This is a genomic window from Escherichia sp. MOD1-EC6021 (assembly GCF_002965245.1).
Classification (GTDB): Bacteria; Pseudomonadota; Gammaproteobacteria; order Enterobacterales; family Enterobacteriaceae; genus Escherichia; species Escherichia coli_F.
On record NZ_PTRU01000006.1, the window covers coordinates 104023 to 121801 of the forward strand.

Consider the following 17779-nt stretch of genomic DNA (forward strand, 5'->3'; position numbering starts at 1 on the left):
CCGTTCTGACGGGGCTGTGTTAGCATTACCCCTTCGTGAATCCACCTTCCAGCGTTTCAGAGCCTGCCAATGAGTTATCAGGTCTTAGCCCGAAAATGGCGCCCACAAACCTTTGCTGACGTCGTCGGCCAGGAACATGTGCTGACCGCACTGGCGAACGGCTTGTCGTTAGGGCGTATTCATCATGCTTATCTTTTTTCCGGCACCCGTGGCGTCGGAAAAACCTCTATCGCCCGACTGCTGGCGAAGGGGCTAAACTGCGAAACCGGCATTACCGCGACGCCGTGCGGCGTGTGCGATAACTGTCGTGAAATTGAGCAGGGGCGCTTTGTCGATCTGATTGAAATCGACGCCGCCTCGCGCACCAAAGTCGAAGATACCCGCGACCTGCTGGATAACGTCCAGTACGCGCCAGCGCGTGGTCGTTTTAAAGTTTATCTGATCGACGAAGTGCATATGCTGTCGCGCCACAGCTTTAACGCACTGTTAAAAACCCTTGAAGAACCGCCGGAGCACGTCAAGTTTCTGCTGGCGACGACCGATCCGCAGAAATTGCCGGTGACGATTTTGTCACGCTGCCTGCAATTTCATCTCAAGGCGCTGGATGTCGAGCAAATTCGCCATCAGCTTGAGCACATCCTCAACGAAGAACATATCGCTCACGAGCCGCGGGCGCTGCAACTGCTGGCGCGCGCCGCTGAAGGCAGCTTGCGAGATGCCCTAAGTTTAACCGACCAGGCAATTGCCAGCGGTGACGGCCAGGTTTCAACCCAGGCGGTCAGTGCGATGCTGGGTACGCTTGACGACGATCAGGCGCTGTCGCTGGTTGAAGCGATGGTTGAAGCCAACGGCGAGCGTGTAATGTCGCTGATTAATGAAGCCGCCGCTCGTGGTATTGAGTGGGAAGCGTTGCTGGTAGAAATGCTCGGCCTGTTGCACCGCATTGCAATGGTGCAACTTTCCCCTGCTGCGCTGGGCAACGACATGGCCGCCATCGAGCTGCGGATGCGTGAACTGGCGCGCACCATACCGCCGACGGATATTCAGCTTTACTATCAAACGCTGTTGATTGGTCGCAAAGAATTACCGTATGCGCCGGACCGCCGCATGGGCGTTGAGATGACGCTGTTGCGCGCACTGGCGTTTCATCCGCGTATGCCGCTGCCTGAGCCAGAAGTGCCACGCCAGTCTTTTGCGCCCGTCGCGCCAACGGCAGTAATGACGCCAACCCAGGTGCCGCCGCAACCGCAATCAGCTCCGCAGCAGGCACCGACTGTACCGCTCTCAGAAACCACCAGCCAGGTGCTGGCGGCGCGCCAACAACTGCAGCGCGCACAGGGAGCAACCAAAGCAAAAAAGAGTGAACCGGCAGCCGCTACCCGCGCGCGGCCGGTGAATAACGCTGCGCTGGAAAGACTGGCTTCGGTCACCGATCGCGTTCAGGCGCGTCCGGTGCCATCGGCGCTGGAAAAAGCACCAGCCAAAAAAGAAGCGTATCGCTGGAAGGCGACCACTCCAGTGATGCAGCAAAAAGAAGTGGTCGCCACGCCGAAGGCGCTGAAAAAAGCGCTGGAACATGAAAAAACGCCGGAACTGGCGGCAAAGCTGGCGGCAGAAGCCATTGAGCGCGATCCTTGGGCGGCACAGGTGAGCCAACTTTCGCTACCAAAACTGGTCGAACAGGTGGCGTTAAATGCCTGGAAAGAGGAGAGCGACAACGCAATATGCCTGCATTTGCGCTCCTCTCAGCGGCATTTAAACAACCGCGGTGCACAGCAAAAACTGGCTGAAGCGTTGAGCACGTTAAAAGGTTCAACGGTTGAACTGACTATCGTTGAAGATGATAATCCCGCGGTGCGCACGCCGCTGGAATGGCGTCAGGCGATATACGAAGAAAAACTTGCGCAGGCGCGCGAGTCCATTATTGCGGATAATAATATTCAGACCCTGCGTCGGTTCTTCGATGCGGAGCTGGATGAAGAAAGTATCCGCCCCATTTGATCGTAAGCACAGCTTACGTTCGTCATCCTTAACGTGATTGAGAGAGAAACCTATGTTTGGTAAAGGCGGTCTGGGTAACCTGATGAAGCAAGCCCAGCAGATGCAAGAAAAAATGCAGAAAATGCAGGAAGAGATCGCGCAGCTGGAAGTGACCGGCGAATCTGGCGCAGGTCTGGTAAAAGTGACCATCAACGGTGCACACAACTGCCGTCGCGTAGAGATCGACCCGAGCCTGCTGGAAGACGACAAAGAGATGCTGGAAGATCTGGTGGCTGCAGCATTCAACGACGCAGCACGTCGTATCGAAGAAACGCAGAAAGAAAAAATGGCCTCTGTTTCCTCCGGAATGCAGCTGCCGCCTGGCTTTAAGATGCCGTTCTGATGCAAACCAGCCCGCTGTTAACACAGCTTATGGAAGCACTGCGCTGTCTGCCGGGCGTTGGCCCGAAGTCGGCGCAGCGTATGGCGTTCACGCTGCTTCAGCGCGATCGTAGCGGCGGGATGCGTCTGGCGCAGGCGCTCACCCGGGCGATGTCGGAAATCGGCCACTGCGCCGATTGCCGCACTTTCACCGAACAGGAAGTCTGTAACATCTGTTCGAATCCGCGTCGTCAGGAAAACGGTCAAATCTGCGTGGTGGAGAGTCCGGCGGACATTTATGCCATTGAGCAGACGGGGCAGTTTTCAGGTCGTTATTTTGTGTTGATGGGACATCTGTCACCGCTGGACGGCATCGGTCCGGATGATATCGGCCTTGATCGTCTGGAACAGCGTCTGGCAGAGGAAAAAATCACTGAAGTGATCCTCGCCACCAACCCCACGGTTGAAGGTGAAGCTACCGCTAACTACATTGCCGAGCTTTGCGCACAATATGACGTGGAAGCCAGCCGAATCGCTCATGGCGTACCGGTTGGCGGCGAGCTGGAAATGGTCGATGGCACCACGCTGTCACACTCCCTTGCCGGGCGTCATAAGATTCGTTTTTAAGCAAACGAGAGTAGGATCACCTGCTCTCGCTTGAAATTATTCTCCCTTGTCCCCATCTCTCCCTCATCCTGTTTTTAACCTTAAAATGGCATTATTGAGGTAGACCTACATGAAAGGACAAGAAACTCGTGGTTTTCAGTCAGAAGTGAAACAGCTTCTGCACCTGATGATCCATTCTCTCTATTCCAATAAAGAAATCTTCCTGCGTGAGCTTATCTCTAACGCCTCCGATGCGGCGGACAAGCTGCGTTTCCGCGCGCTCTCTAACCCGGACCTGTACGAAGGTGATGGCGAACTGCGCGTTCGTGTCTCTTTCGATAAAGACAAGCGCACGCTTACCATCTCCGATAACGGCGTGGGGATGACCCGCGACGAAGTGATTGACCATCTGGGGACTATCGCTAAATCCGGCACCAAATCATTCCTCGAATCCCTGGGTTCTGACCAGGCGAAAGACAGCCAACTGATCGGTCAGTTTGGTGTTGGTTTCTACTCTGCGTTTATCGTGGCCGACAAAGTGACCGTGCGTACTCGCGCGGCAGGCGAAAAACCAGAAAACGGCGTCTTCTGGGAATCGGCTGGCGAAGGTGAATATACCGTTGCCGACATCACCAAAGAAGATCGTGGTACTGAAATCACCCTGCATCTGCGTGAAGGCGAAGACGAGTTCCTCGATGACTGGCGCGTGCGTTCCATCATCAGCAAATACTCCGACCATATCGCGCTGCCGGTAGAGATCGAAAAACGCGAAGAGAAAGACGGCGAAACCGTTATCTCCTGGGAGAAAATCAACAAAGCGCAGGCGCTGTGGACCCGTAACAAGTCGGAAATCACCGACGAAGAGTACAAAGAGTTCTACAAACACATCGCCCACGACTTTAACGATCCGCTGACCTGGAGCCACAACCGCGTTGAAGGTAAGCAGGAGTACACCAGCCTGCTGTATATTCCGTCGCAGGCACCGTGGGATATGTGGAACCGCGATCATAAACACGGCCTGAAACTGTATGTTCAGCGTGTGTTCATCATGGACGACGCAGAACAGTTCATGCCGAACTATCTGCGCTTCGTGCGTGGTCTGATTGACTCCAGCGATCTGCCGCTGAATGTTTCCCGTGAAATCCTCCAGGACAGCACGGTAACGCGTAACCTGCGCAATGCGCTGACCAAGCGTGTGCTGCAAATGCTGGAAAAACTGGCGAAAGACGACGCGGAAAAATACCAGACCTTCTGGCAACAGTTTGGCCTGGTACTGAAAGAAGGTCCGGCGGAAGATTTCGCTAACCAGGAAGCGATCGCCAAACTGCTGCGTTTTGCTTCTACCTATACCGACTCTTCTGCGCAGACCGTGTCTCTGGAAGACTACGTTTCCCGCATGAAAGAAGGGCAGGAGAAAATCTACTACATCACCGCAGACAGCTATGCGGCAGCGAAGAGCAGCCCGCACCTGGAACTGCTGCGTAAGAAAGGCATCGAAGTTCTGCTGCTTTCCGACCGCATCGATGAGTGGATGATGAACTATCTGACTGAGTTCGACGGTAAACCGTTCCAGTCTGTGTCTAAAGTTGACGAGTCGCTGGAAAAACTGGCTGACGAAGTTGATGAGAGCGCGAAAGAAGCGGAGAAAGCACTGACTCCGTTCATCGACCGTGTGAAAGCCCTGCTCGGCGAGCGCGTGAAAGATGTCCGTCTGACTCACCGTCTGACCGATACGCCAGCGATCGTTTCGACCGACGCGGACGAAATGAGCACTCAGATGGCGAAACTGTTTGCCGCAGCGGGCCAAAAAGTGCCGGAAGTGAAATACATCTTCGAACTGAATCCGGATCACGTACTGGTGAAACGTGCGGCAGATACCGAAGATGAAGCCAAGTTCAGCGAGTGGGTAGAACTGCTGCTGGATCAGGCGCTGCTGGCAGAGCGCGGTACGCTGGAAGATCCGAACCTGTTTATTCGCCGTATGAACCAGCTGCTGGTTTCCTGATATAATGCCGGATGACCCTCGTGTCATCCGGCATTTTTCTTTTCATCATCTGTCCTTTCCGCAAATTATCTCGCCATTAACCGTTTCAGCCCCAGGTGCCTTTCTTGAGGCAATCGCTTGTTGGTGGTATCGTTTATCGCTTTTTCAAAAAATTCGACACATTTTAAGGGGATTTTCGCAATGCGTATCATTCTGCTTGGCGCTCCGGGCGCGGGGAAAGGGACTCAGGCTCAGTTCATCATGGAGAAATATGGTATTCCGCAAATCTCCACTGGCGATATGCTGCGTGCTGCGGTCAAATCTGGCTCCGAGCTGGGTAAACAAGCAAAAGACATTATGGATGCTGGCAAATTGGTTACCGACGAGCTGGTGATCGCGCTGGTTAAAGAGCGTATTGCTCAGGAAGACTGCCGTAATGGTTTCCTGTTGGATGGCTTCCCGCGTACCATTCCGCAGGCAGACGCGATGAAAGAAGCGGGCATCAACGTTGATTACGTTCTGGAATTCGACGTACCGGACGAACTGATTGTTGACCGTATCGTAGGCCGCCGCGTTCACGCGCCGTCTGGTCGTGTATATCACGTTAAATTCAATCCGCCGAAAGTAGAAGGCAAAGACGACGTTACCGGTGAAGAACTGACTACCCGTAAAGACGATCAGGAAGAAACCGTGCGTAAACGTCTGGTTGAATACCATCAGATGACTGCACCGCTGATCGGCTACTACTCCAAAGAAGCGGAAGCGGGTAACACCAAATACGCGAAAGTTGACGGCACCAAACCGGTTGCTGAAGTTCGCGCTGATCTGGAAAAGATCCTCGGCTAATTAAGCCGCAGCAGATCTGCTTTCGGGCAGGTCTGCTCATCCTCCTCAGGCAAAACCTCTCACAGCAATTAGTTCTTCTTCTTCACTTTTCCGCTACAATTATCAACAAGTTGAATCGATAAGAGGCGGTAATGCGTCAAACTAAAACCGGTATTCTGCTGGCAAACCTGGGTACACCCGATGCCCCCACTCCTGAAGCGGTAAAACGCTACCTGAAACAATTTTTAAGCGACAGACGCGTGGTTGATACCTCACGGCTGTTGTGGTGGCCGTTGCTGCGCGGCGTGATTTTGCCGCTGCGCTCGCCGCGTGTGGCGAAGTTGTATGCCTCTGTCTGGATGGAAGGTGGCTCGCCGCTGATGGTTTACAGCCGCCAGCAACAGCAGGCGCTGGCACAACGTTTACCGGAGACGCCCGTAGCGCTGGGAATGAGCTACGGCTCGCCATCACTGGAAAGCGCCGTAGATGAACTCCTGGCAGAGCATGTAGATCATATTGTGGTGCTGCCGCTTTATCCGCAATACTCCTGTTCAACGGTCGGTGCGGTATGGGATGAACTGGCACGCATTCTGGCGCGCAAACGTAGCATTCCGGGGATATCGTTTATTCGTGATTACGCCGATAACCACGATTACATTAATGCACTGGCGAACAGCGTACGTGCTTCTTTTGCCAAACATGGCGAACCGGATCTGCTGCTGCTCTCTTATCATGGCATTCCCCAGCGTTATGCAGATGAAGGCGATGATTATCCGCAACGTTGCCGCACAACGACTCGCGAACTGGCTTCCGCACTGGGGATGGCACCGGAAAAAGTGATGATGACCTTTCAGTCGCGCTTTGGGCGGGAACCCTGGCTGATGCCTTATACCGACGAAACGCTGAAAATGCTCGGAGAAAAAGGCGTAGGTCATATTCAGGTGATGTGCCCGGGCTTTGCTGCAGATTGTCTGGAGACGCTGGAAGAGATTGCCGAGCAAAACCGTGAGGTCTTCCTCGGTGCGGGCGGGAAAAAATACGAATATATTCCGGCGCTTAATGCCACACCGGAACATATCGAAATGATGGCTAATCTTGTTGCCGCGTATCGCTAAAGCTGAGCGGTAAAGAACTGAGCGCCGTCGCGAAGAGCCTCGTCGGCGGCTTTCATCATCCGTGAATAATGCAAAAAGGCGTGTAACGTGCCTGGGTAGAGTTTGAACTCACAGGGCTGCTGATGCGCCGCTAACGTCTGGTAAAGCAGACGGCTGTCATCCAGCAGCGGATCGAACTCCGCCCCGGCAATAAAACAGGGCGGAACTTCGCGAGTGAGATCATTATTAAACAGGCAGTAATACGGCGACTCGCGGTCCGCGTCGTTGCTTAAATACGCCTCTTCATACATCTGTAAATCCTGTTGCGTTAAGCCATCCCAGACACCGCCCAACAGACGACGAGTCACGGAATCCCGTAATCCGTAAAGCCCATACCACAGCAAAACGCCCGCAACTTCACCGCAATCTATCTGTTTATCACGTAACCACAACGCACTGGCGAGCGCCAGCATTGCGCCTGCAGAATCACCGGCAAAACCAATGCGTGACATATTGATTTGATAATCCTCTGCCTGCTGGTGGAAGTGGCAACAGGCAGCCACAATTTCCTCTATTGCCTGCGGAAAACGTGCTTCCGGCGAAAGAGTGTAAGCAATACCAATCACTGTACATTGGGTGTAATTTGCCAGCAGTCGCATAATCCGATCGTGGGTATCAAGATTGCCGAGAATAAAACCACCACCATGCAGATAAAATAGTGTCGCCGGGCTGTGACTTTTGGGTGAGTAGAGGCGAGTCTCGACCTGACCATAAGGTGTGGGAACCATGTAAGCGCTGGTTGCCATTTCTGGAGCGCCAGCATTCCAGAATCGGCGCTCAAGCGTGTAATACTGACGTTGCTCTGCAATCGTTCCCGTTGCGGGCCAGGGCGGTAAATCCGGCTGAAGAGTATTCACAACGGTCTTCATTTCAGCAGAAATAAGGTCCAGAACGGGTAATTTGTTTTCCGGCTTCATGCAAAAACTCCTTTCAAATGACGCCATTGTAAGGAACCACTGCCATGAAAATGCGATCCCGCCTGCTGATATTGAAACTGGCTGCGTCTCGCGCGCTCCCGTCAGATTGTGTTAACATTCGCCGCTCAGTTAACCACCCGTAAAAACAACCATGAAATTTCCCGGCAAACGTAAATCCAAACATTATTTTCCCGTAAACGCACGCGATCCGCTGCTTCAGCAATTCCAGCCAGAAAACGAAACCAGCGCTGCCTGGGTAGTGGGTATCGATCAAACGCTGGTCGATATTGAAGCGAAAGTGGATGATGAGTTCATTGAGCGTTATGGATTAAGCGCCGGGCATTCACTGGTGATTGAGGATGATGTTGCCGAAGCACTTTATCAGGAGCTGAAACAGAAAAACCTGATTACCCATCAGTTTGCGGGTGGCACTATTGGTAACACCATGCATAACTACTCGGTGCTAGCGGACGACCGTTCGGTGCTGCTGGGCGTCATGTGCAGCAATATTGAAATTGGCAGCTATGCCTATCGTTACCTGTGTAACACCTCCAGCCGTACCGATCTTAACTATCTACAAGGCGTGGATGGCCCGATTGGTCGTTGCTTTACGCTGATTGGCGAGTCCGGGGAACGTACCTTTGCTATCAGCCCTGGACATATGAACCAGCTGAGGGCGGAAAGCATCCCGGAAGATGTGATTGCCGGAGCCTCGGCGCTGGTTCTCACCTCTTATCTGGTGCGCTGCAAGCCGGGTGAACCGATGCCGGAAGCAACCATGAAAGCCATTGAGTATGCGAAGAAATATAACGTACCGGTGGTACTGACACTGGGTACCAAGTTTGTCATTGCCGAGAATCCGCAGTGGTGGCAGCAATTCCTCAAAGATCACGTCTCTATCCTTGCGATGAACGAAGATGAGGCCGAAGCGTTGACCGGAGAAAGCGATCCGTTGTTGGCATCTGACAAGGCGCTGGACTGGGTTGATCTGGTGCTGTGCACCGCCGGGCCAATCGGCTTGTATATGGCGGGCTTTACTGAAGACGAAGCGAAACGTAAAACCCAGCATCCGCTGCTGCCGGGCGCTATAGCGGAATTTAACCAGTATGAGTTTAGCCGCGCCATGCGCCACAAGGATTGTCAGAATCCGTTGCGTGTCTATTCGCACATTGCGCCGTACATGGGCGGGCCGGAAAAAATCATGAACACTAACGGAGCGGGGGATGGCGCACTGGCAGCATTGCTGCATGACATTACCGCCAACAGCTACCACCGTAGCAACGTACCAAACTCCAGCAAACATAAATTCACCTGGTTAACGTATTCGTCATTAGCGCAGGTGTGTAAATATGCTAACCGTGTGAGCTATCAGGTACTGAACCAGCATTCACCTCGTTTAACGCGCGGCTTGCCGGAGCGTGAAGACAGCCTGGAAGAGTCTTACTGGGATCGTTAAGTTATCGGACTGATGACTGTCGGATGCGGTGTAAACGCTTTATCCGACCAGCGGAAGATGGCACCTGTAGGCTGGATAAGATGTGTCAACATCGCATCCGGCAATGACAGTCGGATGCGACATAAACGCCTTATCCGACCTTCGGAAGGTGGCACCTGTAGGCCGGATAAGATGCGCCAGCATCGCATCCGGCAATGGAATCAATGTCTTACCCCGTCACCACTTCACCCGCCGGTGGCGTTTCCAGCAGTTCCAGCATAGTACGGGCGATTTCACGCTCGCCCATTACCACCTGATTCGCCCCGCGCTCGGTAATATATGCTACCTCGTCGTCATAATGGGCGCGGGCGATAATCTCAATATCCGGGTTTTTCGCGCGAGCAGACGCCACAATCTCGCCTGCTTCGTAACCATTGGGAATCGTCAGGATCAGCCATTTTGCGCATTCCAGATGCGCTAGTTGCATAATTTCTTCATTCGCCGCGTTGCCTAATACCGCCCGGACCCCGCGCTCGCGCAGTTCATCGACGCGAGTACGTGACGTCTCAATCACCACTAAAGGAATATCAGAGGCGAGCAATTTCTCACCCAGCAGGCTGCCTACACGACCATAGCCAACGAGTAGCGCATGGTTGCAAATATCCACTGGGATCTGCTTCTCTTCTTCGATTGCCTCTTCCAGCGTCTGCTCTTCCAGCGTTTCGGTCTTCGCCAGATATTTCTCCAGCAGCGCGAACAGCACCGGGTTAAGCATAATCGACAGGATTGCCCCTGCCAGCACCAGGTTCTGCCCGGCCTGCGGCAGCAGATCCAGCGCCATCCCCAGCCCCGCCAGGATAAAAGCGAACTCACCAATTTGTGCCAGGCTGGCGGCGATAGTTAATGCCGTACGTTGAGAGTGACCAAACAGTCGCACCAGGAAAAACGCGGCTAATGACTTACCAAACAGAATAATCGCCAGCGTCGCTAGCACCGCCAGTGGTTGCTGAATCAGAATTAACGGATCAAACAGCATTCCGACGGAGACAAAAAACAGCACCGCAAACGCGTCGCGCAATGGCAGCGTATCGTGGGCAGCACGGTGACTCAGTTCAGACTCGTTCAGTACCATCCCGGCAAAGAACGCACCGAGTGCGAAGGAGACATCAAACAGCTCTACCGCACCAAAGGCAATCCCTAACGCCAGCGCCAGCACCGACAGGGTAAACAGCTCGCGGGAACCGGTTGCTGCGCTGCGTGCCATAATCCACGGCACCAGACGGCGACCTACCAGCATCATAATGGCGATAAATGCGATCACCTTGCCGATGGTGATCCCCATATCGACTGCAAGAGTGGCAAAGCCCACATCACCCTGTTCCATCATTCCTGCTACTGCGGGCAGCAATACCAGCGTCAGAACCATGACCAGGTCTTCCACAATCAACCAACCGATGGCGATTTGCCCACGCTGGCTGTCTATTAATTGCCGTTCTTCAAGTGCGCGCAGTAACACCACGGTACTGGCGGTGGAAAGACATAAACCGAACACGATACCGGTCATTAACGACCAGCCCAGCACGGCGGAGAGCGCCATACCCAGCAGCGTCGCCACGGCTATCTGGGCGATCGCGCCGGGAATGGCGATGGCCTTTACCGCCATCAAATCCTTCAGCGAAAAGTGCAAACCGACGCCGAACATCAGCAGAATAACGCCCAGCTCCGCCAGTTCCGGCGCAAGCTTGGTATCGGCAACAAAGCCCGGAGTGAATGGTCCTGCCAGCACACCCGCTAACAGATATCCCACCAGAGGAGAAATACGTAGTTTATTGGCCAGCATGCCGAGGATAAAGGCGAGCACAAGGCCGCCAACAATGGTGGTGATAAGCGGGGTGGCGTGATGCATTCCGTCTCCTTTTCCTGGTGGTTATTGTCCATTTTTGGCCGGGAAAACCAAAATTACAGGTAATAGTTTATGACAATTTCATTGATGATGTTTATGAATAATTGTTGAATTTTGCAGAAAAATGGAATTAGCTGCAAAAAAAGCACGGATCGGAAAACAGAAGGCGGTTTAACAGAGGAAAGGCTTATGGCGACTGTAAAACGATGCAGCCAAAGTTTGCCTTTGGCTGCAATGAAATCAGTCTTTATGCCGGTTATCAGGCAGGAATATGGTCAACATACCCAATAGTGGCAGGAAAGCACAGATTTTATAGACTAACTCGATGCTGGTGTGGTCGGCGATAAGCCCCAGAACTGCCGCTCCCAGACCCCCCATGCCGAAAGCAAAACCGAAAAAGAGTCCAGAAACCATACCGATACGTCCCGGAAGCAGCTCCTGAGCGTAGACCAGAATGGCAGAGAATGCCGAAGCGAGGATAAATCCAATAATCACCGTTAAAACCCCCGTCCAGTGCAGGCTGGCGTAGGGTAAAATCAGCGTAAACGGCGCAACGCCGAGGATAGAGCCCCAAATCACATATTTCCGTCCAATTTTATCCCCTACAGGCCCGCCGATCACCGTACCTGCCGCAACGGCAAACAGGAATGCAAACAGATGAAGCTGGGCATTCTGGATAGATAATCCGAATTTTTGCATCAGATAAAAGGTGTAATAGCTGCTGATGCTCGCCATATAGAAATATTTCGAGAAAATCAGGATTAACAGAATGCTGACCGCCAGTACCACTTTGTTGCGCGGCAGTGGATTGATAATCGTCGCTTTTGGTTTTCCTTTATTCATTCGGTGCTGTGCCGAGTACCAACGGCTGATTTGCGCCAGCACCACGATTGCCAGCAGTGCTGCAAGCACAAACCAGGCAACGTTGCCTTTGCCATAAGGCGCGATAATCACCGCTGCCAGCAAGGGCCCCAGGGAACTGCCAAAGTTGCCGCCGACCTGAAAGATAGATTGCGCCAGGCCATGACGGCCACCAGACGCCATTCGGGCCACGCGTGAGGATTCCGGATGAAAGACCGACGAACCAGTGCCGACCAACGCCGCCGCCAGCAGAACTGCGCCAAAACTGCCCGCCAGCGCCAGCAGCACCAGACCGCTTAAGGTAAAGCACATGCCAATCGGCAACGACCACGGCATCGGATATTTATCCGTCCAGTAGCCGACCACCGGTTGCAATAGTGAAGAGGCGAGCTGGAAGGTGAGGGTTATCATGCCAATTTGCATAAATGTCAGAGAAAATTCTGACTGAAGCAGGGGATAAATCGCCAGAATCAGCGATTGGATCATGTCGTTCAGCAGATGTGAGAGGCTGATAGCACCTAAAATACCAAATGATGTTCGGGCCTTGGTCGTTGACGCAGCAGCGCCAGCCACTGGCTGGGTTTGTTCACTCATTGCCATAGGAAAGTCACTTTTTCAGGGTTGCGATGTAAAGAATGATCTTATTTGTGATTATTACCCGACTAACATACCTGTATGCGCCGCCTGAAGGAAGTCTCAACGCTGAATACAGAATTTCTAATCTGGATGCAGATTTATCTTCACCGGACGCAGACTTGTCTATGATGTCGCGTCATACTATTTTTCAACACGTTGAAATCTGATCAGGGAGAGAAGTATGAAATTATTGCAGCGGGGCGTGGCGTTAGCACTGTTAACCACATTTACACTGGCGAGTGAAACTGCTCTGGCTTATGAGCAGGATAAAACCTACAAAATTACAGTTCTGCATACCAATGATCATCATGGTCATTTCTGGCGTAATGAATATGGCGAATATGGTCTTGCGGCGCAAAAAACGCTGGTGGACGGTATTCGCAAAGAGGTTGCGGCTGAAGGTGGTAGCGTGCTGCTACTTTCCGGTGGCGACATTAATACTGGCGTGCCCGAGTCCGACTTACAGGATGCCGAACCTGATTTTCGCGGTATGAATCTGGTGGGCTATGATGCAATGGCGATCGGTAATCATGAATTTGATAACCCGCTCACCGTATTACGCCAGCAGGAAAAGTGGGCTAAGTTCCCGTTGCTTTCCGCCAATATCTACCAGAAAAGTACCGGCGAGCGCCTGTTTAAACCATGGGCGCTGTTTAAGCGTCAGGATCTGAAAATTGCCGTTATTGGCCTGACGACGGATGACACAGCGAAGTTAGGCAACCCAGAAAACTTCACCGATATTGAGTTCCGTAAACCCGCCGATGAAGCGAAGCTGGTGATTCAGGAGCTGCAACAGACAGAAAAGCCAGACATTATTATCGCGGCGACCCATATGGGGCATTACGACAATGGTGAGCACGGCTCTAACGCAGCGGGCGATGTGGAAATGGCACGCGCGCTGCCTGCCGGATCGCTGGCGATGATCGTCGGAGGTCACTCGCAAGATCCAGTCTGTATGGCGGCAGAAAATAAAAAACAGGTCGATTACGTTCCTGGTACGCCATGCAAACCGGATCAACAAAATGGCATCTGGATTGTACAGGCGCATGAGTGGGGCAAGTACGTAGGTCGGGCCGACTTTGAGTTTCGCAACGGCGAAATGAAAATGGTCAACTACCAGTTGATTCCGGTAAACCTGAAGAAGAAAGTGACCTGGGAAGACGGGAAAAGCGAGCGTGTGCTTTACACCCCTGAAATCGCCGAAAACCAGCAAATGATTTCGCTGTTATCGCCGTTCCAGAACAAAGGCAAAGCGCAGCTGGAAGTGAAAATAGGCGAAAACAATGGTCGTCTGGAAGGCGACCGCAGCAAAGTGCGTTTTGTACAGACCAATATGGGGCGGTTGATTCTGGCAGCACAAATGGATCGCACTGGTGCCGACTTTGCGGTGATGAGCGGAGGCGGAATTCGTGATTCTATCGAAACAGGTGATATCAGCTATAAAAATGTGCTGAAAGTGCAGCCATTCGGCAATGTGGTGGTGTATGCCGACATGACCGGTAAAGAGGTGATTGATTACCTGACCGCCGTCGCACAAATGAAGCCTGATTCTGGTGCCTATCCGCAATTTGCCAACGTTAGCTTTGTGGCGAAAGACGGCAAACTGAACGACCTGAAAATCAAAGGCGAACCGGTCGATCCGGCGAAAACTTACCGTATGGCGACATTAAACTTCAATGCCACTGGCGGTGATGGCTATCCGCGTCTGGATAACAAACCGGGCTATGTGAATACCGGCTTTATTGATGCTGAAGTGCTGAAAGCGTATATCCAGAAAAACTCGCCGCTGGATGTGAGTGTCTATGAACCGAAAGGTGAGGTGAGCTGGCAGTAATGAACCCCGTCGCGGCGTCATGATATGACGCCGCCATTTATGAATATTGAAATCTTGCATCGTAATCGCGATGTGTCAAACCAAATGCCATCAGCATATAATTCTGCGGTTCACCGGGCTGTTCTTCATCTGCTTCAAACCAAAGTGTCACGCCTGAGCGATTGACGTGGATTAATAGTGTATGGGGCGATTGACGGTGGATTTGCAGATCAGCGCCTTCGTTAACAAGCATGTTAAATACACGCGTAACGTTCAACTCAGTGACGTTATTCAATATTCCTTTATCAAATCGGATCGCTTTGCCCAAATGGATTTGGCTCAGATAATCGCACCAAATCATATATAGCTTGTTGTTTTCGAAATGAAACTCAACATTACCAAATAGCCAGATATAAAAACCATTTCCCATATCATTTTTAGAGTCCGGCTCAACAAAGTTTTGTTCCAACCATGCCATTGTTTGCCCCAGTTCGACAAAATCGAATTTTCCGTTAAAGACAAAATTGTGGAAGCTAATATCAACAAGATGGTCAAATTTCATCTTTCGCTCCTTTGTGAATTTTTTACATGCTTCAAAAGCCAGCGTAATTTACATCGGTGCAGGCGACTCTCCAGTGTTGAGCGAAAACTTGCGATGTCGACATTGGACCAATCTACCGCAGCAACACCCGTGTATTGTGGGATCGGTGAAGGGATTTTTTGTAACTTTCCCAGCGCCAGCAGTTGTTGAATGATCCTGCTACCGTCGTGGTAATCATCGTAAATAGCCACTGGCAGAGGCTGCCAGGCGGGGGTCGATTTGATAAATCCGGAAAAAAAATACGGGTCCAGATCGCCGAAATCAAAGCCGTAGGCGAGGGGAACTTCAATATTTTGCTCTGTTTTTTTATTCTCAAATGCACAATGAAAACCGTGAAAACAATACTGCCACTTTCCCATTTTGCCTTTTCGCTTACGGTTGCATTTGAAGGGGGCAAAGGTAACTAGCGGGTTATTTTCCGCCATCTCAACATTCAGTTGTTCAGCCAATGCAAATATAAGCTCTGTCGCCAGCTTACGATATTCTTTCGCGCAGTGTTCGAAAAAATCCTGATGGCGGTTAATCTCTTCAAGCGATATTAATCTGGCGATCCTGATAACCGGGTCGGCAGAATGCATGCCAACAACAAATTCATCGAGCTGTGCTTTCAGCACCAGCCCGAATTCCTCACGATACCTCTCTGCTTCGCTGGCAAAATGCAGATGTAATACCTTCTCTCTTAATGTTTGCCGAAGTAAGGCGATATCCGGTATCTCATCTGCACAAGCGATACTTAATGTCTCTGTAATCCTTTCCACATCTCATCTTCCGTGTGCATCACTTAATCGCGACGAGCGATATCAGCAAATTTGGCATCAAGGATCTTCGCCAGGTCGCTTGCCGCCAGTTCGATGTCCAGCCCGCGCTTGCCGCCAGAAACAAAAATAGTGGCAAACTCTTGCGCGGGGGCGTCGATAATCGTCGGCAGGCGTTTTTTCTGCCCCAGTGGGCTAATCCCCCCAACCAGATACCCCGTCGAACGCTGCGCAACCATCGGATCGGCCATCTCAACTTTCTTGGCACCCAACGCCTTTGCTACTTTTTTAAGATCCAGTTGACCGGCGACCGGCGTAACGGCCACGGCAAGGTGCTTCATATCACCGTTCACTGCCACCAGCAGCGTTTTGTAGACCTGATCCGGATTCAAACCTAATTTTTTGACGACTTCATCGCCAAAATTGGTTTCAGCCGGATCGTGCTCGTAGGTGTGGATTTGAAACGAAATCTTGTTTTTTTCGAGTAATTTAACTGCGGGTGTCATGGTAATTTTCCTGCCTTAAACAAAAAAACGAAGCAAGCATACGCCTGATGGCGGTCCAAAAAAAAGAGTCATCTTGCCTAAGAGTATTGGCAGGATGGTGAGATTGAGCGACAATCGAGTTACACCGTCGCTTAAAGTGACGGCATAATAATAAAAAAATGAAATTCCTCTTTGACGGGCCAATAGCGATATTGGCCATTTTTTTAGCGCAACATTTGTGGCAAATTCCCTTCTCCATACAGATGTAGTGCACCGACCGCGACCACATAGCGCCCCGGCGGCATAGCGCGTAATTTGTCCCGCCAGGCGAGATTTCGCTGATGCATCAACACATCGTACAGCGACTGACTGAACGTATTAGGCAGCGTTATTTCATTATTTTGCGGCGGCGTATTCAGCCACCAGCTCATCATTTGTTGCAGCAACCGTGCATTGGTGTGCCAGTGGGTCAGCGTATCGTCCAGCAGCGCCAGTCCTTTGTCAGGGAGTTGGAGCAACATGGCAATCTGGTTTTCTGCCCCTTCCAGTTCAATCACGGGTTTATGTTGTTGCTTCGCCGCCTGCAATAGCTGGTAATCGATACCGTATTCTGCCCGCAGCCCCAGTTTTTGTGCCTGCGTCGCCTGAAGAACCATCGCGATTTGCCACAGCGGTTGGGTAGAAAAGAGCGACGGAGAAATGCCCATCTCCTGGCTAATGTGCTGCAGGTTTTGGAGTTGCTCCTCGCTAATGCGCTCTTCCAGCGCCTCGCAGGCAGGCAAATTGGCAAAAGGCGTATCGCTGGTGGAAACATCCGCCTCGACGATCAGCGCATCGGCGTTTTTGAGCTTTTTGAGCAAACGGGTGGGCAGGGGAGCCATATCGTGGCTGCCCATATGAATACTGCCAATCAGATGAAAATGGCGATTGCCGGGAAGAGAGATATCGATAGCAGGCCAGGTGTAATGATTGCCGCGCAGCGCGGCCCAAAGCGTTTTTACCCGGTACAACAGATCCATACGACCTCCCTTTGTGAAATATCATGCTAGCGCGCGGTGAGGGATGGCGCAAATGGAGTTATGAGGCTTGTTCAGTGGTAGCTTAAATATGATCGAAAAATTGTTTTTGCTTTGAAACGAAAGACTGCACGGGTGTTGGTGGCGTCAAAATCGCCGAGGCGTTCCCTGAAGGCCGGGGCAGCCCACATGGATGTGGGCTGAGGGCGCGTTTTACAGGGATGTTACCTCGCGCCCGACCCGGTAGCCGCAAGGGATAAGCCGAGGGTACCGCGAAGCGGCGATTTTGTTCGCCAGAGCCCGGGGGTGCAGGGGGCGGCGGCGATTGGCCGCCCCCTGCGCGCTCCTTGCGCCAGTCACTTTATATGGCATGACTCATAAAAGGAGCGCAACAAGAACTGGATCTCACAAACGCATTAAGTAAATA

The 17779-nt window shown here is 52.1% G+C and carries 15 protein-coding genes and 1 other annotated feature; of the genes, 8 read left to right on the plus strand and 7 right to left on the minus strand.

Features of this window, described 5'->3' with window-relative positions:
- Positions 1–69: 69 nt before the first annotated feature.
- The 6 genes from dnaX to hemH all read left to right on the plus strand — a co-directional run bounded on the left by dnaX (position 70) and on the right by hemH (position 6891).
- Positions 70–2001, plus strand: a complete 1932-nt coding sequence (gene dnaX / locus BEB54_RS09225; protein WP_032183490.1) for a DNA polymerase III subunit gamma/tau — start codon at positions 70–72, stop codon at positions 1999–2001.
- Positions 1334–1398, plus strand: a sequence feature (DnaX frameshifting element). It overlaps the preceding gene by 65 nt.
- Before the next feature lie 52 nt (positions 2002–2053).
- Positions 2054–2383 (plus strand): YbaB/EbfC family nucleoid-associated protein, encoded by a 330-nt coding sequence (locus BEB54_RS09230; protein WP_000467098.1) that lies wholly within the window; start codon positions 2054–2056, stop codon positions 2381–2383.
- On the plus strand, positions 2383–2988 hold the full coding sequence (gene recR / locus BEB54_RS09235; RefSeq protein WP_001195025.1) for a recombination mediator RecR: 606 nt from the start codon (positions 2383–2385) through the stop codon (positions 2986–2988). Before BEB54_RS09230 ends, recR begins: the two co-directional genes overlap by 1 nt.
- A gap of 109 nt (positions 2989–3097) precedes the next feature.
- A complete protein-coding gene (gene htpG, locus BEB54_RS09240) occupies positions 3098–4972 on the plus strand; it encodes a molecular chaperone HtpG (RefSeq protein ID WP_000678208.1) in 1875 nt (624 codons plus the stop codon).
- A 180-nt stretch (positions 4973–5152) separates the two neighbouring features.
- The gene (gene adk / locus BEB54_RS09250) at positions 5153–5797 is read left to right on the plus strand and encodes an adenylate kinase (protein WP_001220233.1); all 645 of its coding nucleotides are present in this window, start codon (positions 5153–5155) and stop codon (positions 5795–5797) included.
- Between the two features lie 131 nt (positions 5798–5928).
- Entirely contained in the window at positions 5929–6891 is a 963-nt protein-coding gene (hemH, locus tag BEB54_RS09255; RefSeq protein WP_001250117.1) for a ferrochelatase, read from the plus strand.
- On the opposite strand, the gene aes is transcribed toward hemH, so the two are convergent.
- Complete coding sequence (gene aes / locus BEB54_RS09260; RefSeq protein WP_105277208.1) at positions 6888–7847, minus strand: acetyl esterase; 960 nt, start codon at positions 7845–7847, stop codon at positions 6888–6890. The genes hemH and aes overlap by 4 nt on opposite strands.
- A gap of 151 nt (positions 7848–7998) precedes the next feature.
- Between aes and gsk the strand changes: the two genes are divergently transcribed.
- The gene (gene gsk / locus BEB54_RS09265) at positions 7999–9303 is read left to right on the plus strand and encodes an inosine/guanosine kinase (RefSeq protein ID WP_000671574.1); all 1305 of its coding nucleotides are present in this window, start codon (positions 7999–8001) and stop codon (positions 9301–9303) included.
- A 208-nt stretch (positions 9304–9511) separates the two neighbouring features.
- Here gsk and ybaL read toward each other — a convergent pair whose 3' ends face one another.
- Positions 9512–11188 (minus strand): YbaL family putative K(+) efflux transporter, encoded by a 1677-nt coding sequence (gene ybaL / locus BEB54_RS09270; RefSeq protein WP_000546224.1) that lies wholly within the window; start codon positions 11186–11188, stop codon positions 9512–9514.
- 237 nt (positions 11189–11425) lie between these two features.
- The gene (gene fsr / locus BEB54_RS09275; protein ID WP_001251634.1) at positions 11426–12646 is read right to left on the minus strand and encodes a fosmidomycin MFS transporter; all 1221 of its coding nucleotides are present in this window, start codon (positions 12644–12646) and stop codon (positions 11426–11428) included.
- A gap of 217 nt (positions 12647–12863) precedes the next feature.
- On the opposite strand from fsr, the gene ushA reads away from it, so the two are divergent.
- Positions 12864–14516 (plus strand): bifunctional UDP-sugar hydrolase/5'-nucleotidase, encoded by a 1653-nt coding sequence (gene ushA, locus BEB54_RS09280; RefSeq protein ID WP_105277209.1) that lies wholly within the window; start codon positions 12864–12866, stop codon positions 14514–14516.
- A gap of 37 nt (positions 14517–14553) precedes the next feature.
- On the opposite strand, the gene BEB54_RS09285 is transcribed toward ushA, so the two are convergent.
- The 4 genes from BEB54_RS09285 to BEB54_RS09305 all read right to left on the minus strand — a co-directional run bounded on the left by BEB54_RS09285 (position 14554) and on the right by BEB54_RS09305 (position 17355).
- Positions 14554–15057 carry a hypothetical protein gene (locus BEB54_RS09285; protein ID WP_105277210.1) on the minus strand — a complete coding sequence of 168 codons (504 nt, stop codon included), beginning with the start codon at positions 15055–15057 and terminating at the stop codon, positions 14554–14556.
- Positions 15054–15710 carry a DUF6896 domain-containing protein gene (locus tag BEB54_RS09290; RefSeq protein ID WP_174633656.1) on the minus strand — a complete coding sequence of 219 codons (657 nt, stop codon included), beginning with the start codon at positions 15708–15710 and terminating at the stop codon, positions 15054–15056. The genes BEB54_RS09285 and BEB54_RS09290 overlap by 4 nt, the downstream gene beginning before the upstream one ends.
- Positions 15711–15877: 167 nt before the next feature.
- Complete coding sequence (gene ybaK / locus BEB54_RS09295) at positions 15878–16357, minus strand: Cys-tRNA(Pro)/Cys-tRNA(Cys) deacylase YbaK (protein WP_000186628.1); 480 nt, start codon at positions 16355–16357, stop codon at positions 15878–15880.
- Positions 16358–16560: 203 nt separating this feature from the next.
- Positions 16561–17355: a TraB/GumN family protein gene (locus BEB54_RS09305; protein ID WP_096880457.1), complete on the minus strand. Its 795-nt coding sequence runs from the start codon at positions 17353–17355 to the stop codon at positions 16561–16563.
- Between the last annotated feature and the right edge of the window lie 424 nt (positions 17356–17779).

Coding starts and splice junctions, on each gene's coding strand:
- dnaX (WP_032183490.1), top strand. CDS start 70: ATGAGTTATCAGGTCTTAGCCCGAAAATGGCGCCCACAAACCTTTGCT.
- BEB54_RS09230 (WP_000467098.1), top strand. CDS start 2,054: ATGTTTGGTAAAGGCGGTCTGGGTAACCTGATGAAGCAAGCCCAGCAG.
- recR (WP_001195025.1), top strand. CDS start 2,383: ATGCAAACCAGCCCGCTGTTAACACAGCTTATGGAAGCACTGCGCTGT.
- htpG (WP_000678208.1), top strand. CDS start 3,098: ATGAAAGGACAAGAAACTCGTGGTTTTCAGTCAGAAGTGAAACAGCTT.
- adk (WP_001220233.1), top strand. CDS start 5,153: ATGCGTATCATTCTGCTTGGCGCTCCGGGCGCGGGGAAAGGGACTCAG.
- hemH (WP_001250117.1), top strand. CDS start 5,929: ATGCGTCAAACTAAAACCGGTATTCTGCTGGCAAACCTGGGTACACCC.
- aes (WP_105277208.1), bottom strand. CDS start 7,847: ATGAAGCCGGAAAACAAATTACCCGTTCTGGACCTTATTTCTGCTGAA.
- gsk (WP_000671574.1), top strand. CDS start 7,999: ATGAAATTTCCCGGCAAACGTAAATCCAAACATTATTTTCCCGTAAAC.
- ybaL (WP_000546224.1), bottom strand. CDS start 11,188: ATGCATCACGCCACCCCGCTTATCACCACCATTGTTGGCGGCCTTGTG.
- fsr (WP_001251634.1), bottom strand. CDS start 12,646: ATGGCAATGAGTGAACAAACCCAGCCAGTGGCTGGCGCTGCTGCGTCA.
- ushA (WP_105277209.1), top strand. CDS start 12,864: ATGAAATTATTGCAGCGGGGCGTGGCGTTAGCACTGTTAACCACATTT.
- BEB54_RS09285 (WP_105277210.1), bottom strand. CDS start 15,057: ATGAAATTTGACCATCTTGTTGATATTAGCTTCCACAATTTTGTCTTT.
- ybaK (WP_000186628.1), bottom strand. CDS start 16,357: ATGACACCCGCAGTTAAATTACTCGAAAAAAACAAGATTTCGTTTCAA.
- BEB54_RS09305 (WP_096880457.1), bottom strand. CDS start 17,355: ATGGATCTGTTGTACCGGGTAAAAACGCTTTGGGCCGCGCTGCGCGGC.